Source organism: Mucilaginibacter celer (assembly GCF_003576455.2).
Taxonomy (GTDB): domain Bacteria; phylum Bacteroidota; class Bacteroidia; order Sphingobacteriales; family Sphingobacteriaceae; genus Mucilaginibacter; species Mucilaginibacter celer.
The window spans coordinates 4,892,616-4,916,578 of the sequence record NZ_CP032869.1 but is presented as its reverse complement, the minus strand read 5'-3'; the positions used below and the strand labels follow the sequence as shown (position 1 = coordinate 4,916,578).

Here is a 23,963-nt window from a genome sequence, read left to right as displayed (position 1 = left end):
GTGGTATTAGGTGGGATGGGAAGCGCGTATGCACAACAGCAGCAGCCCCAGTCTGCCCCCAAAAATGATACAACAAAAACCAATGCACCTATAAACCTCATAACGCCGCGCAGCGCACGGCTCAGGGAAGGTATTTTCAGTCCCGACCCGGCAGGACTTGTGCGTACGGTAGAGTATGACCCGGTTACCAACCGCTATATTTTATACGAGCGTGTAGGGAATTTGTTATACCGCGCGCCGCAATACCTCACTTTTGATCAATATTTAAAACTCAGGCAGCGCTCTGTACAGCGCATTAATTTTCAGCAGCAGGCTGATGCTTATGCTTACGATTCGCAGCAGCCGGGCTTTATCCCGCCTATCAAAGTGCGCAGCCGCACGTTCGAGCAGATTTTTGGCAGCTCGGTTATCGATATCCGTCCGCAGGGATCGGCCGAGATGATATTGGCCGGCCAGGTGAATAAAAATCAGAACCCACTGTTCAACACCCGCCAGCGCAGCCAGTTTAATTTTAATTTCGATCAACGCATTCAACTGAACGTTACCGGTAATATTGGCGATAAATTGAAGATCACCACCAATTACAATACCGATGCCCAGTTTCAGTTTGAAAACCAGATCAAGCTGGATTATACCGGTTCGCCCGATGAAATTATCCAGAAAATTGAGGCGGGTACGGTAAGCATGCCTTTAAATACTACCTTAATAACCGGTAGCCAGGCGCTCTTCGGCGTAAAAACCAAATTGAAATTTGGCAGGCTGGATGTAACCAGTATTTTTTCGCAGCAGCGTTCACAATCAAAAACCATCACCATCACCAATGGTTCGCAGCAGGGCGAATTCAGGTTAACGCCTGCCGATTACGAGGCTAACAAGCACTTCTTTTTAGCACAGTACTTTCGTAATAACTATAACCGGGCGCTGGCTAATATCCCTATTATCAGTTCAAACGTTACCATCACCAAAATTGAGGTTTGGACAACCAACCGCACCAACGTAACCACCGATTCGCGCGATATTATGGCTTTTACCGATTTGGGTGAAAATAATCCATATAACAAAACGCGGTTTCAGGGCGGTGCCGGCTTTAGTGGCTTGCCGGCAGGCTTTAGCGGGCAGGGCTTTACACAGCAATCAAATAACCTGTTAGCTACCATAGGCGCTTTGCCGGGCAACCCTAAACAAACCAACTCAAACGCCATTGCCAGCTTTTTCCAGGGCTCGGGCAGTACAGATAACTACTCAAAACTCACTTACGCCCGCAAGCTTACCGATAAGGAGTTTACCCTGCATCCGCAGTTGGGCTACATCTCGCTAAACTATCCTTTAAATAATGATGAGGTGCTGGCGGTAGCTTACCAGTATACAGTTAACGGTGTGCAATACCAGGTTGGTGAGTTTAGCAGCGATGTGGCGGTTGATCCGGCTGCGCCCAAAATGCTGTATGTAAAATTGCTGAAAGGCGAGTTACTTAAAACTAACTTACCGCAATGGGATCTGATGATGAAAAACATCTATTCCCTCGGCGCGTTCCAAATCTCGCCATCAAACTTTAAACTTACCGTTACCCGTTTGGATGATAAATCGGGCATCGAAAAAACGGTGATGGAAGAGGGGCAAAACCTTAAAGGCAAACTCTGGCTGCAGGTATCGGGTTTGGATAACCTGAACCAGCAAAGCGATAAAAAGCCCGACGGTTATTTCGACTTTTTAGAGGGCATCACCATCGATTCACAAAATGGCCGCATCTCGTTCCCAACGGTAGAACCTTTTGGCTCCGATCTGGCGGCCAAATTTACAAGCGGCGAGGGCGATCTTGCAAAACGCTATGTTTACCAGGCTTTGTATGATTCTACCAAGACCATAGCCCAGCAATATTTTCCGGCGCTTAATCGCTATGTAATTAAAGGTACCTATACTTCAACAGGTGGTTCGGAGTATCAACTGAATGCAGTGAATATTCCGCAGGGCTCGGTAGTGGTTAATGCCGGTACGGTTAAACTACAGGAGGGTAACGATTATACGGTTGATTATAATGCCGGCCGCATCAGGATCCTGAACCAGGCGCTGCTATCATCAGGCCAGCCCATCACTGTTAAACTCGAAAATAACGAGCTGTTCGGCGTGCAGCAAAAATCGTTGTATGGTACCCGGTTGGATTACCATGCCAGTGATAAATTACAGTTGGGTGCTACCCTGATGCACTTAACCGAGCAGCCTATCACGCAAAATGAAATTGCCGGAGAAGAATCGATCTCGAATACCATCTGGGGCTTTGATGCCAACTATAGTTCCAACTCAAGGTTTTTAACCCGTTTGGTTGACAAAATACCGGGCATCCATACCAAGGTTCCGTCATCTATCAATTTTTACGGTGAGTTTGCCAAACTGATGCCCGGCAGCCCCGGTGCATTAAATTTTGCAGGCTCAAAAAATGGTACTTCTTATCTCGACGATTTTGAAAACAGCCAATCGGTTATTGATGTAAAAAGTGCCAATGCCTGGCAAATTTCGGGCACGCCGCAGCTTTTCTCCGAGTCGGGTTTATTTGATGACCTGAGCTATGGTTACAACCGTGCAAGGCTGGCTTTTTATAATATCGACCCCATATTTTATACCAACACCGGCTCTATCCCGGTATCGCGCAGCGAGCTTTCAAATCATTATGTAAGGCAGGTTATTGAGCAGGAGGTTTTCCCTTACAAGCAATCGGCAACGGGGCAGCCTTTAAGTTTGGCAACGTTGAACATGGCTTTTTATCCAAGCATTCGTGGTCCGTACAACTACGCTACCACCGGCGTTAATGCAGATGGTACGCTGCAAAACCCTAAAAGCCGCTGGGGCGGTATGTTCCGGAAACTGGAAACCAATGATTTTGAATCGTTAAACGTATCGTACATCGAGTTTTGGATGCTCGATCCCTTTATTTATAAACCCAACTCGGCAGGTGGCGATCTGTATTTTAACTTAGGTTCGCTATCGGAAGATATTTTGAAGGATGGCCGCAAAAGTTTGGAAAACGGCTTGCCTGTTGATGGCGATCTTACCAAGGTTGATGAAACCAACTGGGGCCGTGTATCAAAACTACAACCGGTAATTAATGCCTTTGATAATAACCCCGACGCCCGCAAACTGCAGGACGTAGGTTTGGACGGCTTGAACGACCAGGACGAGAAAACCAAATTTGCACCCGTGGTGCAACAACTACAGGGCCAGCTGAATGCCCAGGCTGCCGCTAACCTGGCTGCCGACCCATCATCCGACGATTATCAATATTACCAGGGCCCTGCACTTGACCAGGCCCGCGCCGGTATTCTTGATCGTTACAGCAAGTATAATGGTACCGATGGTAACTCCAAAACCGCCCAGCAATCGCAGGCCGAACTGGGTTTGCAAAACTCGGCCTCCACGTCGCTGCCCGATGGCGAAGATATTAACCGGGATAACAACATGAGCCAGGAAGATTCATACTTTCAGTATAAAGTATCGATGCGCCCGGCCGATATGGTGGTTGGCCAAAACTACATCAGCGATAAGGTTATAGCACAGGTAAAACTACCAAACGGCACAACACAGGCTGTAACCTGGTACCAGTTCAGGATCCCGATTACTGATTACCAATCAAAAGTGGGCAACATCCAGGATTTTAAAGCCATCCGTTTTATGCGGATGTTCATGACCAACTTTGCCGATACCGCAGTACTGCGTTTTGCAACGCTCGAATTGGTGCGCGGCGAGTGGCGAGCCTTCAATAACGAAAAAAATCCGCTGAATGTAATTGCAGATCCTGCCATCCAAAACCCGCCAATCGATGCCTCGGTGCTTGATGTACAGGCGGTGAATATTGAAGAGAACGGTAACCGCACACCTATCCCTTACGTAGTACCGCCGGGCATTAACCGCCAGCGCAACTATAATAACCTGCAAACCAATACCAAGCTTAATGAGCAATCATTATCCGTTAACGTTAAAAACCTGCGCGATGGTTACTCAAGGGCGGCCTTCCGTACGTTTTATAATGATTTGCGCCGGTATAAAAGGATGCAGATGTTTATCCACGCCGAGGGCGATTATTTAAAGGATAACGACCTGAACGCCTTTATCCGTTTGGGTGTGGATTACCAGGATAACTATTACGAATACGAGTTGCCGTTAAAAATTACCAATCCGGGCACAAACGATCCGCAGGCTATCTGGCCGGATGCCAATCAAATGGACCTGGAGCTTGACCTGCTGGTGCGTGCCAAACTGGCCCGTAATCACTCCAACGTTGCCTACAATACTTTGTTTAAATATACCGAGGGTGATAAAACAGTTTATATAAAAGGCCAGCCCGACCTGAGTCGCCTGCGTACCATTATGCTGGGTGTGCGCAACCCTTACAAAGGCAGTAGTGTAATTGCCGATGATGGTTTGGATAAATCGGGCACGGTTTGGTTTGATGAATTGCGCCTTACCGATTTTGATCAGCGCGGAGGTTGGGCCGCCACAGCCCGTATTGATGCCAAGCTTGCCGATTTTGCCGACGTAACCGTATCGGGCAGTAAAACCACTATAGGTTTTGGTACGCTGGATTCGCGGCTGAACGACAGAAATCAAAGCGACGATCAAACTTATGACGTATCGGCCAATGTAGAGCTTGGTAAGTTTTTCCCGGATAAAAGCGGGATCCATATCCCAGCCTATATCAACGTATCAAAACAACGCAGCATGCCGCAATATGATCCCGGCGCGCCCGATGTGGAGCTGAAATCATCGCTCGCTGCAGCCACCAGTACCAAAGAGCGCGATTCGATCAGGAATGCGGCTATTGATATCACCATGCGAAAAAGCATCAACTTCACTAATGTGCATAAGGCACGCACCAATACCAGCGCCATCAACCACATTTGGGACATTGAAAACTTTAATGCCAGCTACGCTTATACCGAATACACGCACCACGATTTTGTAACGCAGAGCGATATCGAAAAAACATACAATTTAACGTTGGCCTACAATTATACCAATCAGCCCAAATACTACAGTCCGTTTGCCAAGATCATCAAAAAAAATACGCTGGCTTTACTAAGGGATTTCAATTTTAGCCTGCTGCCAACGAGGTTAAACTTCAGTATTAATTTTGATCGTTTTTACTCGGAAAATACCCTGCGCGATAACGACCCGAATAATTTTATCCCCATCCCAACCACCACTTTCAACAAGTACTTTAACATAACCCGTGTGTACGGTATCGGCTGGAATTTATCCAAATCGTTACAGATGGATATCGATGCCACCAATCTCTCGGTAGTGGATGAACCGGCGGGGCGTATTAACGGTTTAAAGCGCGATACCCTGTGGGATAACCTGAAAAAACTGGGCCGTACCACCAACTATAACCATACGCTTACCTTTAATTATACGGTACCAATAAATAAAATACCGGGTCTGGATTGGGTATCGGCCATTGCACGTTACAGTACACACTTTAACTGGCAAACGCAGCCGCTGTTTGCTATTAATGATCCGAGTTATGATGTGGGTAACAGCATCCAAAACTCGAGAGCCCTCCAGTTTAACCCAACACTTAACCTTACATCGCTGTATAATAAGTTTCCTTTTATCCGTAGGGCAAATAATCCTAATAAAAAGCCTAATGTGCTGATAGGATTATTAACCAGCGTTAAAAATTTAAGTGCTACTTATACCCATACACAGGGTACATTTTTACCGGGCTACCTGCCAAAATCAGGTTTCTTTGGTTCGAGTGGTGGCGCGCCAGGTTTAGGCTTTTTATTAGGCAGCCAAAAGGATATCAGGGCTAAGGCAGTGTCCAACGGCTGGATTACCAACGATACGCTGCAAAACCAGTTGTACACCACCACATCTAACGAAGACATGCACTTCCGCGGCATTATTGAGCCGTTTAAGGATCTGAGGATTGAGCTGAGCGCATTTAAAACGCAGGACCATAACTACCAGGCCAATTTTAAATACCTGGCAACAACCAATAGTATTGAAACCCTAAGCCCGGTTACTACCGGTAATTACAGCGTGTCGATACTTACCATAGGTACTGCTTTTGAAAAGGCTAAGGGCATTACCAATGTATCCGGAACATTCCAGAAGTTTTTGGATGCCCGTGCGGTGATATCGCAAAAACTGGGGCAAACTAATCCCAACTCATCGGGCACCACAGATGGTTATGCAGATGGCTACGGGCCAAACTCGCAAAACGTACTGGTACCGGCTTTCCTGGCTGCTTATACGGGTAAAGGTGCATCGGGCAGCAACCTGTCACAGTTTCCTAAAATACCTATTCCTAACTGGCAGGTTACTTACAATGGCTTAAGTAAAATTGCATGGTTCAAGGATGTTTTTGATTCGTTTGATCTGAGCCACGGTTACCGTTCGGCTTATAACGTAGCCGGCTATACCTCGCTGCTGCAATACCGGGAAGCAAATGGGGCCTCAAGCGCCAGAGATTTAAATAACGACTTTTTACCGCTGTACCAATTCTCGCAGGTAACCATTTTTGAACAGTTTGTGCCTTTAATTGGTGCCAGCATGAGATTTAAAAACAGCATGACCGCCAATGCCGAATACCGCCAAAGCCGCGCGCTAAGCCTCAGCTTACTCAACAGCCAGCTGGCACAGCAAAACGAAAAGATCATTGTACTGGGCTTTGGCTATCATACCAAAGACTTTCATTTCCCGTTTGGCTGGTTTGAGGGCATCCAGCACAAGGATGTGAACTTTAAGCTTGATTTTTCATTGCGGGATAACAAAACCTTGATTTATCGTGCCGATGTTCAATCGGCCGAGATCTCATCGGGTGCACAGAATATCACCGTTCGTCCATCTATTGATTATGTGATTAACCAGCGTTTTAATTTGAATTTGTTTTATGATTCAAACCTTACAAAGCCGTATACCTCGCAAACATTTAATACATCGTTCACCAATTTTGGGGTTAATTTGAAGTTGCTGTTGCAGTAGAAATAAAAACAAAAATGTCATTACGATAGAGCAGGGCGGGAAAGAGCGCCGGAGCGAAAGAGAAATCTTGTACGCCATGTAATGCCGAATTGCAAAGCCGTTTAGTATGGCGTATAAGATTTCTCCTCACGCCAAGGCGCAATCCCTGGGCAAGTTCGTCGAAATTACATTAAGAGATAATTACAAATCCTAAAACTTCCCCTCATCCATCAGTTTCTTTTTCTCTGCTCTCCGCTTCTGCCTTTCGGCTTTATTTTTTAAACGTTCGGCTTTGTTCTTATTATGCTCGTCAATGCGGTCTTTAGTGGCTTTTTGACTTTTCTCGTCAAGGCCAATGCAAGGCTTAATGCCGGTGAGCAGAGTTTTCCAAACCGTTTTCCAGAAACCGAAATCCTTAGGGCGTTTAAATATGACGTAGGATGAGGTAAGTTTTCCTTTATCGTCCGGATTATTATGCTTAATCACAAAAAGATTGGCGAAGATAGAGATGATGGTTTTGCGCTTCAGGCGATCATTAGCGGTATCGGGCTTCAGCAGTACAACTTTCAAATCGTTATACAAAAAATCAACCTTGCCCTTAAAAACCTTGCTGTTGGCATCAATATCAAAACTGAATTTTTTTACTTTGCCTGATGTCATTTTCACCATGGCCAGCGGCATGGTAGCCGGGTTAAGCCGCGTAAAATCCATAGGGCCTAAGCTGCCCTTATAACTGAAAGGGGCATTATCATCATTTAAGGTAAATTTAAATTGTGCATCTAACCGCCCCCGGTTCATGAAATACGATACGATAGTAGCCGTGGTAATATTATTTTTGGCAATTGCAGATGGATTATTGGTTAAGTTTAAAATGGTAGCGCTGGTATTATCAAACTCCACGGTGCCTGTTTTTTGCGATTTATTGTTAAACTCGTTATAAATCACATCCATCCGGCGCAGCTTTACGGTATCTATCCGTAAATCAAGCTTTAACCTGCCGAGCATCATATTGGGGAATGTTTTAACCTGGTTGGTTACGGTATCCTTTGTTTTAACCGGGTTGGTGAACGCAGTGATTTTACCTCCCGACATTTTTAAGCTCGATGCCGAAATAGTGCGGTACTTGTGGTAATTCAGGTAATCGAAATTGCTGAGCTGAACAGAATCGGCAAGAAGGCCCAGCCTGTCTTTCTGTGTTTTATCAAAAAAGGTACTGGCCTTTGCCGCCTGCAAGGCCAGGCCCTCGATATTTAATTTCGAGGTAAAGGTTGATAATTTGAGGTGCTTTATTTTATAGGTGTAGAGGCCGCTTGGCGTTTGGCCGGTATAGTTATTAAGCTCGGTGATAATATCCTTACAGTAAAGCAGCCGCGATTTATCAGTTTGCGTGGCCGAGTCGATCAGCAGATCGTTAGCGCTCAGGTTGAGCTCCTTTAGTTTGGAGATTGCCACTTTATTGCCCGAGTAATCTTCATAATTTAAGTTGACATCGTTAAGCAGGATATTACCGATGTGGATAGATTTAAGGCTTTTCGAAATCCGTTGCCAGGCCGTTCGGTGATCTTTAACTACAGTATCTTTTGTATGGTTAAGTTGGTAGCTTACGTTTAGCCGGGGTTCGTTCAGGATGATCTGACCTATGTTGAGTTTTTTGTGAAAGTACAGGCTAAAAGGATGCGCATGATTGATGACGAGGCGTTTAACACTCAGTTCGACCAATGTGTTGGGCGCAAGGTGCAGGCGTTTCTTTTTGTTATAAACGGCGGTATCGGGCTTCAGCCTAATGTTATAAAGAATGATCTTCCCACGCAAAATATGAAGCTCTGCATCCGAAAAATCGGCGGTATAAAGGCTGTCGCTGCTGTTGAGTACCACATCCTTTACCTTAGCCGCCAATATGGGCGACCAATACCTGTTAACCACGACGGCCAGTATCAAAATAACTGTTACCGGTATCAGCACAAATTTAAATACGTTTTTTTGCCACCTATGCTTTAAAAAATTTAGCTTCATGCACCCCGGTTTATTGTTATTTAAGGTTTAACAGCAAGTTAGTAACTTTTGTTATGTTATAAAGTTAAACAGGCCGTATTTTATTAAAAGTTTATGCCCTGTTCATATTCGGGGCCAATTTTTAACGTTCAATGTAGCTTTAAATTCATTTTATTAAATACTGACAATATGTCATCTATGTATGCGGATTTTGTTTATTTTTGCAAACTAATTTTTATACAAGGATGATGGATTTGCTTATTCCGGATAAAACACATGATGAGAGCAGGCAGGGCGAGGCGTTGATGTTAAATGCCGAAACAGCTAAAAATAACGGGCGCAAGCTGTACATTGAAAGCTATGGCTGCGCGATGAATTTTTCGGACAGCGAAATAGTTGCTTCTATTTTAGCCGAACGTGGTTTTGAAACCACTACCGATCATACATCGGCCGATGTTATTTTTATCAATACCTGCTCTATCCGCGAAAACGCCGAACAACGCGTTCGCAATCGCCTTAAAGAGTTTACCATAACCAAGGTAAAAAATCCAGGTTTGGTTGTAGGCGTTTTAGGTTGCATGGCCGAGCGGTTGAAATCAAAATTTTTGGAAGAGGAAAAATTAGTTGACGTAGTTGTTGGTCCGGATGCTTACCGTGATCTGCCTAATTTGATTGATAAAGTTGATGACGGGCAAAAAGCCGTAAACGTACTGCTATCGCGCGAGGAAACTTATGCCGATATCAGTCCGGTGCGTTTAAACAGCAATGGTATCAATGCTTTCGTATCCATTATGCGTGGCTGCGATAACATGTGCTCGTTTTGCGTAGTGCCGTTTACCCGTGGCCGCGAGCGCAGCCGCGATCCGCTATCTATAGAAGCCGAATGTCGCGATCTTTTTGACAGGGGCTACCGCGAGGTTACTTTATTAGGGCAAAACGTTGATTCATATAAATATTCAACCGGCGAAGATGATAACAAAGTTACTACCAACTTTGCCAATTTATTGGAACAAATAGCGCTGATCAATCCTGATTTGCGGGTTAGGTTTTCAACTTCGCACCCTAAAGATATTACCGACGAGGTGCTTTACGCCATCAACAAGCACGATAACATCTGTAACTATATCCACCTGCCGGTACAATCGGGCAACAGCCGCGTGCTGGAACTGATGAATCGTACTTACGACCGTGAGTGGTATATCAACCGTATCGATGCCATTCGCCGTATTATCCCCGATTGCGCCATTTCAACCGACGTGATTACAGGGTTTTGCAGCGAAACCGACGAAGAGCATAAGGATACCGTTACGATGATGGATTACGTGAAGTACGATTTTGCCTACATGTTTAAATACAGCGAAAGGCCCGGCACATTAGCCGCCAAACGTTATGCCGATGATATCCCGGAAGAAGTAAAGCAAAAACGCCTCACCGAAATTGTGGCTAAACAACAAGAATACTCTTTTTATAGGATGCAGGCCCGTATTGGCAAAGTAGAACGTGTGCTGATAGAAGGCTTCTCCAAAAAATCAGACAAAGATTACTGCGGCCGTAGCGACCAAAACGCCATGGTTATTTTCCCGGTAGGTGAAGGATATAAACCGGGAGAGTATGTTAATGTGCTTGTTGAGCGTAGTACAACAGCGACATTAATTGGGAAAGTGGTTGATTGAGTTTATTAGGTTGATTGAGTGAATAGTTGTTAGGTGGTTTAACCACTCACCTCATCAACCCAATCAACTATTCACTAACAAACAATGGAAGTACAAGAAATAAAACAACGCTTTGGTATCATCGGCAATTCGCCGTTGCTTAACCGGGCTATAACTATAGCAAACCAGGTTGCGCCTACTGATATCTCGGTATTAATTACCGGCGAAAGTGGGAGCGGTAAGGAGGTGTTTTCGCAGATCATCCACCAGATGAGCCCGCGTAAGCACGGGCCGTTTATTGCCGTTAACTGCGGCGCGATACCTGAGGGCACTATTGATTCGGAATTGTTCGGTCACGAAAAAGGAGCCTACACAGGTGCCGTTGGCGAACGTAAAGGTTATTTTGAAACCGTAAACGGCGGTACCATATTTTTAGATGAGATTGCCGAAATGCCGCTGGGTACCCAGGCCCGGCTTCTGCGCGTGCTCGAATCGGGTCAGTATATTAAAGTAGGCTCATCAAAAGTTGAAAAAACAAACGTGCGCGTTATTGCGGCCACTAACGTTGATGTATACGATGCTGTTAAAAACGGAAAGTTTCGTGAAGATCTTTACTATCGTTTAAACACAGTACCATTAAGGATTCCGCCGTTGCGCGACAGGAAGGAAGATGTGTTCCTCCTTTTTCGCAAGTTTACGGCCGATTTTACTGATAAATACCGCACGCCGCCCATTCAACTGGATGATGATGCGCAACAGGTATTAACCAACTATTCGTGGCCGGGTAACGTGAGGCAGCTTAAAAACATGGCCGAGCAATTGGCCGTATTGGAGCGCGACAGGATCATTACTGCGCAAACTTTGCTAACCTATATTCCGCACGAAGTGGGAGGACGCAACCTGCCCATGCGGTTGGATAATCAGCCCAAAGAAGATTTTTCGGAACGCGATATTTTATACAAAGTGTTATTTGATATGAAGCGCGATATGGTGGAGCTAAAAAAACTGGTGGCCGATATTATCGAACACGGCGGTGTTTCTCCTCATTATGCCAACAATCCGCAAACACTTAACCAGCTTTACCGCGATATTGAGCTGCATGGTAATAATGAGTCACAATTTACTTTGCAACAACCCGTTAATACGGTTAATAACCCGGTTGTGAACAACAATACCACTATCGATGGTTTTAACATTACGCACGATGCCGAAGAAGTGGAAGAATCCCTCTCATTAATTGAAAAGGAATCAGACCTGATACGCAAGGCCCTTAAAAAACATAAAGGCAAACGTAAACTGGCCGCTAACGAACTGGGGATTTCTGAGCGTACTTTATACCGGAAAATAAAAGAACTAAACTTATAAAAATTGATGAAACGATTTTTGGGTATCATTACGGCGTTTACCTTCATGCTGCTTTACTCATCATGTTACACGCTGAAGAATGAGTCGATCCCGGCAGATATGAAAACTGTTAATATCCAGTTTTTTGAAAACAATGCCCCATTGGTGGTAAACAACCTTAGCCAAACCTTTACAGAAGCGCTGAAAGAAAGGATCCGTACTCAAACCCGTTTAAGCCTGGTTAGGGGCGAGGCCGATGCAACCATGTCGGGCTCTATTACCGGTTATTCTATCGCCCCGGTTTCTATTGAGGCTACTGCAAATAATGTGGCACCAATTGCCGATGCCAACAGGCTCACTATCACTATAAGGGTTAAATTTTCTTTTGATGCAGCCAAAACTCCTGCCGATAAAAAACTTAGCTTTGAAGAAAGTTTTACTAAGTTTGCCAACTATAGAGGTGATATCGGACCGCAGGAGCAGGCGCTTATACAACAAATTACTAAGCAACTGATTGACGATATTTTTAACAAGGCCTTTTCTAATTGGTAAGCAATTTGTATTTTCAACCACGTGGATCAATATTTGAATAAGAGGCAGTACGAAATATTAGATGAACTATTAGCCAATCCGGCTGATGCGGGTACTTTTTATGGGTATAACCTGCAGCAACTGGTTAACAGTTTTCCGCAAAGTGGTATCCTGAGGGCTTTACTGGCGCATGCAGGCACCAATGATGATGTGAAGCATGCAGCTGCGTACTACAATCCGCCGTTGTTACATAAACTGATTAATGAAGGCGAAAGCCTTGCCCCGGTACAGCCCGCGCAAATCATTAACCTGGTTAATGCCAAACCATTTGTTAACCGCAGTACCGTAACAGCCGGCGAAAATTATTTTAACAGCGGAACGGTAGCCGAAAGCCCGGTAACCCCGGTACAAGCGCCTGTGGCAGAAGTTGATGTTGCAGACGTGCCTCCTCCGGTAAGTAATTTTGTTGCACCGGATGCACCTCCACCTGTACCGCAAGCCACTGAAACACAGGTTGACGATTTACTGCCTCCCCCTGTTCCGGTGGCTGCCGAAACAACTCCACCTGCAGTGTCATTGGTAGGTGTTGAACCTGAAAAACCAGACCAGCAGATAGATGACGATGTGTACGATGAAATAGTAGGCATCGATAACATCGAAATACCAAAGCTTAATGTTCCTGAGCCTGCAGCTGTTGCCGCGTCTGTTGAAAATACAGATGCCGAAGCTAAGCCAGCACCAAAAGACGAAACAGACAAATGGATAATCGGTAATATTGCATCAACCGATTACTTTATGTTTGATAAATCGGTTGCCGATACCCGGACTGAAGATCAGGCCGCTGCACCGCCTCCGGTTGAGGCTGAGCAGGAAAGCCCCGCAGCTCAGGAAGCTCCTCCCGAAGTTATATCCAAGTATAACGACGAGAAAATGCCATATACCTTTATGTGGTGGCTTGATAAAACCCGTAAAGAATACGCCTCGGTTTATCAACCGTACAGTATCGAATCTGTTATTCCTGCGAAGAATGCTCCCGAGCCTGCCGTACCGCCGGCACCACAAACTGCCGATGCCTTGCAGCACCAGTATTACGAAAATATTTTTCATGCCCAATCGCTCGAAGAACTGGAAAAAACACCTCAGCCTGATGTACCCGAGGTAAAAAGTAAGGAAGATATCATTATCGAGAAGTTTATCAGGGAAGAGCCGCAGATCAGGCCGCCATCGGCTAATAAAATTGATAATGAGAATAAGGCCAAGAAAAGTTCGGAAGATAGGAATGAACTGGTAAGCGAAACACTGGCCCGCATTTATACAGAGCAAATGTTATATCACAAGGCTATTGCAACTTACAAAAAATTAATGTTGAAATTCCCGGATAAAAGCCGTTACTTTGCAAGCCAAATTGAACAAATAGAAAAGAAAATAAACTAATATAAAGAAATGTATATCCTTTTAATCATTGTTACTGTACTGGTATGTGCCTTGTTAGGGCTTATTGTACTTATCCAAAACCCTAAAGGCGGTGGTTTGGCATCAAATTTTTCAAGCTCATCACAACTAATGGGCGTACAAAAAACCGGCGATTTCCTTGAAAAAGGAACCTGGGTACTGGCTATCGGCTTAATGGTATTAACCCTTGCGATCAATGTATCGGTTAAAGGCGGCACTACAGGTAATGATAACTCGGCTCTGCGCGAGAAGATCAATAGCAACACTAAAGGCTCGCAGGCACCAGTTAATCAAGCTCCGCTTATCCCAAATTCAGGCACTAAGCCAGACGGTAAGAAATAAATCGAATAAAATATTAACGATAGAAAGCCTTGGGTAGATATTACCTGAGGCTTTTTGTTTTTATTTAAACGAACTGGTAATATAACAAGGCAGGTAAAAACTCCGCGCCGATGTTGGTGTTGTCACCAACAACATTAGGATCCTCGTTTTTTTTGTGAGGTACTATCGCAATAATGCATGGCACAGAGATGTTGGTGACAACACTATAGGTGTTCGGAAGAAATAAAAAAGCGGGGGGAATTGTGCGATTCCCTCCCTTGGGAGGGTGTAGGGAGGGGTTTCTACACCCTGCATATTCGTCGGGCAAGGTGTAAAAACCCCTCCCTGCCACTGCGCAATCCATCACACCCCTCCCAAGGGAGGGAATCAAAAAATCTTCCGAACAGCCATGGTGACAACACCAACAACGGCAAAGGATGGGAGCGGTGGGAGACTTGTGCTTCATGTAATGTATCGTTTCTTGAAAGGCACAAGTGACCCACAGCACAACCCAATGCACAACACTTGCGCCAGATTTGGTGGTGAGAAGATCTTGTACACCCTGCTTAAACGAATGCATAGCCGTTTGACAAGATGTACAGATTTCTCTTTCGCCCTGCGCTCTTTCCTCCCCGGCTCTATCGAAATGACATTTTTTGTTAAAATCAGACAGCCCCGGCTTATCCTGAACTCATGTTAATTCAAACAAAAAACGCTCCGAAAAAATCCGGAGCGTTTCGGTATAATTTTAGCAGCTAATTACAAAATCAAAATCAGCACCAAAATAATAATGATAATAGCACCTAACGAAAGGTAAATACCGCCGCCGCCAAGGGCGTTGGCCTCTTTTTTCATGCTTTTAAGTTCGGTGCGAAGCTCTTTACGCTCTTCTTTGGTAAGTTGCGACTTATCCATGTCTTTAATTTCCTGTACACGGGCTTTTATCTCTTCAACGCGGGCTTGCTTTTGCTCGGTTGTCATGGTGGCTATTTCTTCCTTGCTTAGCGGGGTAAGCGCATGGCTATCGGCAGCAAAGCTGGTTAACGCTGTAAATGACAACAGCATGGTAAGGGCTAATAAATAAATTTGCTTTTTCATAGTTATAGTTTTTTTAGTGATCTGTTCAAAAGGAAAATTAAAATCACTTAAAAATGTTTTAACAAATTTTAAATTTATTGTAAACCTACCGCTTAAATGCACACAAAATAGGCAGCTTCAAACACATGGCCTACGTTTAATTTCTGAATGGCTTCCTTTTCTTTAATATCAACCTGTTTGCCTTCGGTATCGGCACAGCCCAGCCAGGGCTCAATACAAACAAAATCGGCACCGGGTTTGGCCCAGATGCCCAGGTAGTTGAAATGCGGAAATTCAAGCGCCAGCGTTTGCTCGTGTTTATCACTTTTGATAGTGAGCATACGCGATTTAAGGTTTTTAAACACCAGTGCATCAGCATTAAATAAATCGCGCGTTAAATGCAGTTTTTTATTGGGCGTTGGCACCGGGTGCGTAACGCCGTTAAAAAAGCCATCTTTTGATAGCGCATGGGCGTCAAGTTGTTCTTCGGTTTCAAATTCAAGGTAATAATCCTCGTAATTTTCGCCTTTGTTAAACGGCACGTTAAAAGCCGGGTGCCCGCCAACTGAAAAGTATACCGGTTTTTTATCCAGGTTGATCACTTTGTAGGTGATGCGCAAAGCACCCTCTATCAGGTGATACAAAATCTGGAAATCGAATTTAAAAGGGTAAACTTTCAGCGTATTTTCGCAGTTTGGTAGCGAATAACTTGCCGAATTTTCGTCGCTCTCCAGCAAAAAAAACTCCGATTGCCTTGCAAAGCCGTGGCGGTTCATAGCATACTTTTCACCATCAACCACCAGCTCATTATTAATCAACCCGCCAACCACCGGAAACAGGTTAGGGGCATGCCATGGCCAGATCTTTTCATCGGCTTGCCACATATGCTCGGTTTTGGTGGCTTTGTTATATAATGAACTTAATTGCGCACCTTTTGTATTGATGCTTACGCGGATAAATTCGTTTTCGATAGTGGTGATCATGGGTGTATAGTTAAATGTAAAAGCCCGGCTAAAAATATCCAACCGGGCTTCATGTTAAATGTATTAAGATTTCGCTAATTGGATTAATCCCGGTTAAACGAAATTAACAAATCAATCATCATCCTGTTCTTTTTTAGGTTCTAAAATTACAAAGGCACTCCTTTTTGGCGCGGGCATGACAGAAGCCTCACCTTTTACGTACTTCCAAACCACCTCGTTCAAATCGATATCCGGCGCCGCATCTTCTTTAGCAAAATTAAACAACTCCGACCGCCGGCTGCTTTCGTTTACGGCTACGTTGCGCTGCTCCAGGTTAACCTGTGCTGCTTTGGCGGTGTAAGGCGTGAAGTCGGGCTTGCTGGTAAAGCAATCATACAATGGCATGGCTGCGGCATCATACTGGCTCATGGGTGGCAGACCTAATATCAACTCCATGGTGCGCAAAACGCCCGATGTTGAGTACATGCCATGTATCACAGCATTGCGTTTTACATAGGGCCCGGCTACAAACACAGGCGAGCGGTGTGCATCGATATGGTCCGGACCATTCTGGGCGTCATCCTCCAAAATAAAAACAACAGATTCTTTCCAGATAGCACTGTGCGACAAATGCTCAATGAACTGCCCGATAGCCAAATCATTATCACCAACTGCGGCAATAGGTGAAATAGCTCCCTTGCGCTGCCCGCTGGTATGATCGTTAGAGATGCGAACGGTATTGAAATGAGGTACGGCATTAATAGTTAAAAGCGAATCAAAATCATGCGCCCAGATCTCGGTGCGTTTTACGTCTTTTACATTGAGGTCGAAACCCGGAGATGCAGCGCAAAAATGCCCTTCTAACGATTTTAGGTTTGCTTTACCCGGGTTGCCATCGGTCACAAATTCGCCGTAAGTACGGTAACTAACACCGGCACGTTTGCAATAATCCCATATAAAACCATCGCGGGGGTAGGCTGCCTTGCGGCTGCCTTCAAAATCATAATTACCTCCGCGGCCGCCGTAGCTGGTTGGCCATGTTTTTTCCACAAAATCGGTAGCGTAGGCGGCCATGCTCCAGTTGTGGCCGTCGGCGCTTACCTCGGCATCAACATAAAAATTATCCAGCAGCACAAACTCATTGGCAATGGCATGATGGTTAGGCGTCACCTTATTGCCAAAAATACAAAGCGAGGTATCGCCGTTGCCTTGCGGCATATCGCCTAAAACCTGGTCGTAAGTGCGGTTTTCTTTAATAATATAGAAAACATATTTAATAGGCGATTTTTCGCCGGCGCGGCGGGGGATGGGATTGCCTTCTTCGCCTTTGGCTGTTTTTTCAATTTTATCGGTAAACGGCGTGTTGGCATAAACCTGTTTGGTGAGTTTTTTTAGTTCGATATCTGTTGGTTTATCAATGAATGACAGTGTGCCTTTAAACAAACCTCCGATGTATTGCTCACGGCTGTTAATTGCACCCTGTTTATAACCGCTGTTGTCGGTTTTCTTTACAGGCTGAGGCCCTTTAGGGTTAGCCATTGATGAGAAACCTTTACCGTTTGATACCAGTATTTTATTACCCAACATTTTTACGTTAGTTGGGTACCAGCCAACAGGTATAAAACCTTTGCTTTTGCTGCTACCGGGTGTAGTTACATCAAACACGGCAAGGCAGTTGTTATCGGCATTGGCAATGTAAAGGGTTTTGCCATCGGCCGATAGGGCCAGGCCATTGGTGGTTGAACCGGTTAAATGTGTTGGGTAAAGTACCGTTGATACGGTTTCAACTATTTTATGGGTAGCGGTGTTTACAACAGATACGGCATTGTCGTTGGCATCGGCTACGTACAGGTATTTGCCCTTTTTATCTAAAAGCAACTCGTTAGGGTGGCTTGGGGTTTTAATGGTGCTGAGCGTTTGCGTAGCGACATTATAAAAGCCCAGCATATTGCCGCCCCATAGTGATATGTACAGCGTTTTTTCATCGGGCGATAGGGTACAGGCATAAGCCTCGGCCGGGAGTTTAACCCGGTTCATGATCTCTTTTTTATCAGGATTGATAATATACAGCGTGCTATCCTCTTTGGTTACCGAATACAAACGGCTGTTGCTTTTATTGGTTACCATGCCGGTAGCGCAAACCTTGCTTTTGGGCCAGGGATGCGGAGCTAACTTAATGGTATCGGGCGTGCCCAGTTTGTTATCGTTGATATTGTAAATCAGGATCCAGTTATCATTACCTCCGGAGGCATAAAGCTTCTTTTCATCCCTGCTGAAAGCTAAGCCATACCACGATTTTTTGATCACCTGCTCATCAAGCAGTTTTTCATTTTTAGGGTCGATAAGCTGGATGGATTGGGTGCTTTGCCCATTATTGGTAACAGCCAGCAACCTACCCGTTGAGGAGAGTTGCATGTTAAGTGGAAGATCGCCCAGGGGCAATGACCTGCCCGCGGGGCTCAGTTTCCAGCCGTTGGGTAATAACACCTGCCCGGTTTGTTCAATTTTGCCCGGAGTTTTGGTTTGGGCGAAGGCCTGAAAAGAGATACATAGCAGAGCCATGCAAACAGCCGATTTTAATTTCATACGAAAACGATTTTAGTCAAAATTACAAATCGTTTTATCAGCGAAGCAGGAGTTAACATAAACTTAATGTAATAAGCTTGTCTCAAAAGATATTCATGTCAACTGCGCTTTGCTTATACCCCCTCTTTGCGCCTGCGCCGAAAATTGGTAATAAAAAGAAAACCCCTCTTTGCGTTTACGTGATTGTTGCGCAACGATTGAAAAGGAGAGCACAGTATTGATATTGAAATTTCGTTCTTTGAAGTATTGATTAAAACGATAATGATAAGATTCCATCATATTTCTTTTTGGCCATATAACTTGCGCGTATAACCAGTTAAAAGCATCTTTAAGGCCTCCGATAGCAGATGTAGGAGCAGGTGTTAATGGCCGGGTTTTATATTTGAGCAGTTTTTTGATATTATAGGCAGCTGCGGACATAAGCATACACTTATTAGCCTGTTTAAGTCCTTTGGTATTAATCCGGTCCAGGGCTGTGTAATTAATCAAAGAACCGAATACCGGTTCGACCGTACTGGACCGAAGTGCCATCATCAGTTTGCCTTTGAGGCTTTCTACCCGCCGTTGCATGTATTCATAAAGCGGTTTATCGGCAGAATCGACCAGCTTTTTAAAGCCTTTTTTATTAGCACAGATATCTCTGCATGGACAGTTTTTGCAATCGCTGATACTCGACTCATAGATTTTCTTGAATACAGTTGGTTCTTCGTAAGCCTTCTCGATTCGCTTAAAAGGCAGATGAACGCCCATTATGCAAACATACCGGTCGTAGTTATCATCATAAATAAACCCTTCGTCTTCCCTGGAAGATTTATAAGTTCCGGGGGCTGGAATATATCCTTTGAGGCCATTAGCGGTTAATGCCCTTATAGCTTTACCACTGCTGTAACCGGTATCTGCCAGGATTTCTTCGACATGGATGTTATTTTCAGCCATATTACCTGTGAGCCGGGGAAGAATTACAGGTAAAGAACTGTTATCAGCTTCATTCCCTTTGAAGGCTTGTATATAGGTGATTACATGACAGGCGGTATCTACTGCCATTTGTGCCCTGTAATACAATCTCATCGGCTTACCTGGCTTGGTGGTTAAACGGGCATCGGGATCTGATGGGCTGTAGTGGGTTTGATTTGTGGGGGCCACCTTTTTTTCCTTGCTCCCCTTATCATTATTGTCTTTAGGATCTTTCGACTCATTCGGCTCTGCTGCTTCATGCTCGATGTTATCATTCAATTCCCGGCTAAAAACAGAAGCATCTTCCATCACTATCCGTTCTACCATACTGTGTTTAGCCGCATTTGCAGGTATCAAGGCGCTATCCACAGCCTGTCGTTTTCCGCTGATCATGCCTTTATTAATGCAAAGTTTTAATACCTGCTTAAATAATTCAAGGAAGGTTTCTTCTCCAAAAAGCTTGCGGGTACGGCTTAAGGTAGAGTGCCATGGTAATTCCTGACCAAGATCATAACCGAGAAAATACAGAATATCCATCCGCATGCCGGACGAACTGATAATCCGGCGGTCGCTGTTGATGTTTTCCAGGTAACCGACAAGCATCAGTTTCATAAACACTACAGGATCGATACTTTTCTGGCCTTCCTTACCGTAATATTTTAAGGTAGACTGGTATAGAAAATCCAAATCAAGTGTTTTTTTTAACCGACGGTAAAAATTATCAACCGGAACATGATCGGAAAGCTGAAATTGTATGAACAAACTTTCCTGTTGGATTTTCTTGCCTTGCATGCCTCAATTTACTTAAAAACAGCGTTTTAATCAATATTTCAAAGAACTATATTATCACCCCTTAGTTGTGCAACAACCACGTTTACGCAGAGAGGGGTTATAAATGAAGCGATGTTGGAGAATGCAACCTCGCGCTGTAAAATTTTATTTGCTTTTAATAACCAACGAGGCGCCATTCAACCCGTCGGCCGAAGCTGTAAGTGTAATGTTCCCGGCTTTTTCTTTTGCCTGCACAATGGCCAGCGCCAAACCGTGGAATGCTTTACGGTAATTCACTTTAAACGAATCATGATTTACCGGGTCGCCGTTATCAACACCGGCAATAAAACCTTCGCCGGTAATTTTAAAGTTTACCTTGTTATCGGCATCAGGTACTACGTTACCGTCTTTATCCATGATCTTTACGGTTACAAACGAGAGGTCTTTACCATCAGCTTTAATTGATGATCTATCTGCAATAAGTTGAATTTTCGCAGGCGCACCGGCTGTGTGTATCTCGCGGGTTAAGACCACTTTGCCGTTTTTGCGTGAGACTGCTTTTAACGTTCCCGGCTCAAATTTTAAGCGCCACATTACATGCAGGTCGTCGCCTGTTTTCTTTTTGATGCCTACCGATTTGCCATTAAGGTAAAGTTCAACCTCATCGGCATTATTATAGTACGCCCAGATATCAATCATTTTGCCCGGTTGCCAGTTCCAGTGCGGGAAAATGTGGAGCACATCCTTTTTGGTCCACTCGCTTTGGTACATGTAGTAAACATCTTTAGGGAAGCCCGCCAGATCAATAATACCAAAGTATGAACTGCGCGACGGCCATGAGTAAGGGGTAGGTTCGCCAAGGTAATCAAAGCCTGTCCAGATGTACATACCCGACAGGAAATCATATTTCTTCATGATTTTCCAGGTCATCTCGTGGGTCGAGCCCCATGGTGGTCGGGTATTGTCGTAGGCCGATACATTGTTGCCCTCACGCACAAACGGTTTATCCCAGCTGGTAGGCCAAACACGGATGCTATCTGATGGCATCTCGTAATAACCGCGTGTTTCCAACCCCGAAGTTGTTTCTGTAGCGATGAATTTTTTGCCGGGGTAACGATCATGAAATTTAGCGTAATCATATTCGTGATAGTTGTAACCTATCAAATCGATAGCTCCCGATTTTACAATTTTGTTGGTGGTATCCGGGCGATCATTAGCCGTGGTGATAGGGCGGGTTTTGTCAAGGCTGTGAACTATGCCTGCCAGCTCTGGTGCTATGCGGTAGGCCGAGGTATCGCCCTGTTGAGGGATTTCGTTACCGATACTCCAGATCATTACGCTTGGGTGGTTACGGTCGCGTTTAATTTGATCTTCCAGGTCGCGTTTATGCCATTCTTTAAAAAACAGGTGATAATCGTAAGTGGCTTTTTTCCATTCCCAGCAATCAAAAGCTTCGTCCATTACAATGAAGCCCATTTTATCGCAAAGGTCAAGCAGTTCAGGAGCCGGTGGGTTATGCGAAGTACGGATACCGTTACAGCCCATTTCTTTAAGCATTTGCAGCTGGCGTTCCAGAGCGCGGGTGTTAACTACGGCGCCGAGGCTACCCAGATCATGGTGATCGCAAACACCTAAAATTTTCATGGCTTTGCCATTAAGGCTGAAACCTTTATCGGCATCAAAATCGAAATAACGAATACCGAACGGGGTTGTGTACTCATCAAGTACTACTTTGTTTTTAATTACCCGCGTAACCGCTTTGTACAGGTAAGGGTTATCTACACTCCATAAAATAGGGTGATTGAGTTTTCCATGATTTGAGAACTCAATATCTCCAGTTTTTGAACCTGTTTGGGCGTGTATGCTGCCGCCAGCGGCTACGCTTTTACCATCGGCATTGTAAATAGTTGTTGTTACAGAGATGCCGGACAGATCGCCATCAGCAACTTTTACAGAAGTATTGATATTTATGTAGGCCGATGCTTCGCTTACATCAGTAGTAGTTACATAGGTACCCCACTCATTTATAGCGGTTTTATTGGTAGTTTCCAACCAAACATGCCGATAGATACCCGAACCCGAATACCAGCGCGAATTTGGCTGCACCGAGTTATCAACCTTAACCGCGATGGTATTTTTACCGCCGAAGTTTAAGTAGGGCGTAAGCTCGTATCTGAACGAGATATATCCATTAGGCCTGAAACCTAAATGGTGTCCGTTCACCCAAACATCACTTTTTTGATAAACACCATCAAAATCGATATAAACCAATTTGCCCTTTGACGCCGCCGGAACGGTGAATGTTTTGCGATACCAGCCAATGCCGCCGGGTAAAGCGCCTCCTTCGGGAGTAGCAGGGTTATCTTTGGCAAATTTGCCTTCAATGCTCCAATCGTGCGGGAGGTTGAGCGTGCGCCATTTGCTGTCATTAAGCGATGGCTTTTCGCCGCCTTCAACCGCACCGAGGTTGAAGTGCCAGCCTTTATCAAAATCGAGTTTTTGGCGCGGTTGCTGGGCAAAGGCCTGGCTGCCTGCCATAAGTGCCATCAGCAGTAAAGCCTTACCGCGGATGTTTGGGAATATGGACATAATGTATTAATTGTGTTTTGTACACTAAATTAGGAAATATTGTTGGGATTTTGTTTTTGGAAAGGAATTAATGCACGGATGTAACTCCAAAGTCTTGCGCTCGATTGCATCGAGTGCTTAAAATGGGTTTGCGTTTCTAACGCACGGGCGCGCGATACAATCGCAGCGCCACGTTAAGCGCTCGTTGTAAACGAGCGCAAGAAGATTGTATGGCGAAGAAACCCCTCCCTACACCCTCCCGGTGGGAGGGAATCGCACAATTCCCCGCTCTTTATTTATTCTATCTCTCAAAATAACACCACCGCGTCACTATCCGGATTATCCAGCTTAGTACTCTTCCGCTCGCCACCCACGGCAATATGCATCATATTAATCTGCTCCGGGTGCTCGGTATACAACAGATCGTCATGCACCTCAAACTTTTTAGGTTTACCGGTAATGCCCTTCACCTCAAAGTAACTCCAGGCGGCATCTTCCTGCACCTCGTAGCCTATAAAGTTTAGAACCACCGGCTTACCATCGGCCTTAATAGTGAGGTGCTTTTTGATATAATCGTTAATCAGCTGGCCAACTTTGGCTTTATCTTTTGGGTGAACAATGTCAATTTGGGTGTGGTATTGCTTTTCGATGGTGTGCTCCAGGTCATCATAAAAAATGCGGCAGCTTACTTCAAGGCTTTGGTTTTTGGCGTTGTGGTTAATTTCGGTAACGCTTACATAAAAAGGGTGAAAGATGCTGAGCCAGCTAATGAGAAGTAATTGCAACATAATTG

Annotated in this window: 13 protein-coding genes; 6 read left to right on the top strand and 7 right to left on the bottom strand. The window is 44.8% G+C overall.

Annotated elements, in window-relative coordinates:
* Positions 1–15: 15 nt before the first annotated feature.
* Positions 16–6,981 carry a T9SS outer membrane translocon Sov/SprA gene (gene sov, locus HYN43_RS20130; protein WP_119411307.1) on the top strand — a complete coding sequence of 2,322 codons (6,966 nt, stop codon included), beginning with the start codon at positions 16–18 and terminating at the stop codon, positions 6,979–6,981.
* Between the two features lie 189 nt (positions 6,982–7,170).
* On the opposite strand, the gene HYN43_RS20125 is transcribed toward sov, so the two are convergent.
* Positions 7,171–8,973: a hypothetical protein gene (locus tag HYN43_RS20125; protein ID WP_119411033.1), complete on the bottom strand. Its 1,803-nt coding sequence runs from the start codon at positions 8,971–8,973 to the stop codon at positions 7,171–7,173.
* Positions 8,974–9,197: 224 nt separating this feature from the next.
* On the opposite strand from HYN43_RS20125, the gene miaB reads away from it, so the two are divergent.
* The 5 genes from miaB to secG all read left to right on the top strand — a co-directional run bounded on the left by miaB (position 9,198) and on the right by secG (position 14,273).
* The gene (miaB, locus tag HYN43_RS20120; RefSeq protein WP_119411032.1) at positions 9,198–10,625 is read left to right on the top strand and encodes a tRNA (N6-isopentenyl adenosine(37)-C2)-methylthiotransferase MiaB; all 1,428 of its coding nucleotides are present in this window, start codon (positions 9,198–9,200) and stop codon (positions 10,623–10,625) included.
* 84 nt (positions 10,626–10,709) lie between these two features.
* Positions 10,710–11,969: a sigma-54 interaction domain-containing protein gene (locus HYN43_RS20115; RefSeq protein WP_119411031.1), complete on the top strand. Its 1,260-nt coding sequence runs from the start codon at positions 10,710–10,712 to the stop codon at positions 11,967–11,969.
* 6 nt (positions 11,970–11,975) lie between these two features.
* Positions 11,976–12,500 (top strand): LptE family protein, encoded by a 525-nt coding sequence (locus HYN43_RS20110; protein ID WP_119411306.1) that lies wholly within the window; start codon positions 11,976–11,978, stop codon positions 12,498–12,500.
* A 33-nt stretch (positions 12,501–12,533) separates the two neighbouring features.
* A complete protein-coding gene (locus HYN43_RS20105) occupies positions 12,534–13,913 on the top strand; it encodes a hypothetical protein (protein ID WP_162996561.1) in 1,380 nt (459 codons plus the stop codon).
* A gap of 9 nt (positions 13,914–13,922) precedes the next feature.
* Positions 13,923–14,273, top strand: a complete 351-nt coding sequence (gene secG / locus HYN43_RS20100) for a preprotein translocase subunit SecG (protein WP_119411029.1) — start codon at positions 13,923–13,925, stop codon at positions 14,271–14,273.
* Positions 14,274–15,011: 738 nt separating this feature from the next.
* Here the strand turns inward: secG and HYN43_RS20090 are convergent.
* From HYN43_RS20090 to HYN43_RS20065, 6 genes are all read right to left on the bottom strand, one after another.
* Positions 15,012–15,350: a hypothetical protein gene (locus HYN43_RS20090; RefSeq protein ID WP_119411305.1), complete on the bottom strand. Its 339-nt coding sequence runs from the start codon at positions 15,348–15,350 to the stop codon at positions 15,012–15,014.
* Between the two features lie 92 nt (positions 15,351–15,442).
* Complete coding sequence (locus HYN43_RS20085; protein WP_245446955.1) at positions 15,443–16,312, bottom strand: aldose 1-epimerase family protein; 870 nt, start codon at positions 16,310–16,312, stop codon at positions 15,443–15,445.
* A 111-nt stretch (positions 16,313–16,423) separates the two neighbouring features.
* A complete protein-coding gene (locus tag HYN43_RS20080) occupies positions 16,424–18,877 on the bottom strand; it encodes a bifunctional YncE family protein/alkaline phosphatase family protein (RefSeq protein ID WP_119411027.1) in 2,454 nt (817 codons plus the stop codon).
* 93 nt (positions 18,878–18,970) lie between these two features.
* A complete protein-coding gene (locus tag HYN43_RS20075) occupies positions 18,971–20,623 on the bottom strand; it encodes an IS1182 family transposase (protein ID WP_119411026.1) in 1,653 nt (550 codons plus the stop codon).
* Positions 20,624–20,767: 144 nt separating this feature from the next.
* Positions 20,768–23,191 carry a beta-galactosidase GalB gene (gene galB / locus HYN43_RS20070; RefSeq protein ID WP_119411025.1) on the bottom strand — a complete coding sequence of 808 codons (2,424 nt, stop codon included), beginning with the start codon at positions 23,189–23,191 and terminating at the stop codon, positions 20,768–20,770.
* A 287-nt stretch (positions 23,192–23,478) separates the two neighbouring features.
* Positions 23,479–23,958: a DUF6702 family protein gene (locus tag HYN43_RS20065; protein WP_245446953.1), complete on the bottom strand. Its 480-nt coding sequence runs from the start codon at positions 23,956–23,958 to the stop codon at positions 23,479–23,481.
* Between the last annotated feature and the right edge of the window lie 5 nt (positions 23,959–23,963).

What these genes read in the sequence shown, in the direction of transcription:
- sov (WP_119411307.1), top strand. Translation starts at nt 16, where the DNA reads ATGGGAAGCGCGTATGCACAACAGCAGCAGCCCCAGTCTGCCCCCAAA.
- HYN43_RS20125 (WP_119411033.1), bottom strand. Translation starts at nt 8,973, where the DNA reads ATGAAGCTAAATTTTTTAAAGCATAGGTGGCAAAAAAACGTATTTAAA.
- miaB (WP_119411032.1), top strand. Translation starts at nt 9,198, where the DNA reads ATGATGGATTTGCTTATTCCGGATAAAACACATGATGAGAGCAGGCAG.
- HYN43_RS20115 (WP_119411031.1), top strand. Translation starts at nt 10,710, where the DNA reads ATGGAAGTACAAGAAATAAAACAACGCTTTGGTATCATCGGCAATTCG.
- HYN43_RS20110 (WP_119411306.1), top strand. Translation starts at nt 11,976, where the DNA reads ATGAAACGATTTTTGGGTATCATTACGGCGTTTACCTTCATGCTGCTT.
- secG (WP_119411029.1), top strand. Translation starts at nt 13,923, where the DNA reads ATGTATATCCTTTTAATCATTGTTACTGTACTGGTATGTGCCTTGTTA.
- HYN43_RS20090 (WP_119411305.1), bottom strand. Translation starts at nt 15,350, where the DNA reads ATGAAAAAGCAAATTTATTTATTAGCCCTTACCATGCTGTTGTCATTT.
- HYN43_RS20085 (WP_245446955.1), bottom strand. Translation starts at nt 16,312, where the DNA reads ATGATCACCACTATCGAAAACGAATTTATCCGCGTAAGCATCAATACA.
- HYN43_RS20080 (WP_119411027.1), bottom strand. Translation starts at nt 18,877, where the DNA reads ATGAAATTAAAATCGGCTGTTTGCATGGCTCTGCTATGTATCTCTTTT.
- HYN43_RS20075 (WP_119411026.1), bottom strand. Translation starts at nt 20,623, where the DNA reads ATGCAAGGCAAGAAAATCCAACAGGAAAGTTTGTTCATACAATTTCAG.
- galB (WP_119411025.1), bottom strand. Translation starts at nt 23,191, where the DNA reads ATGTCCATATTCCCAAACATCCGCGGTAAGGCTTTACTGCTGATGGCA.
- HYN43_RS20065 (WP_245446953.1), bottom strand. Translation starts at nt 23,958, where the DNA reads ATGTTGCAATTACTTCTCATTAGCTGGCTCAGCATCTTTCACCCTTTT.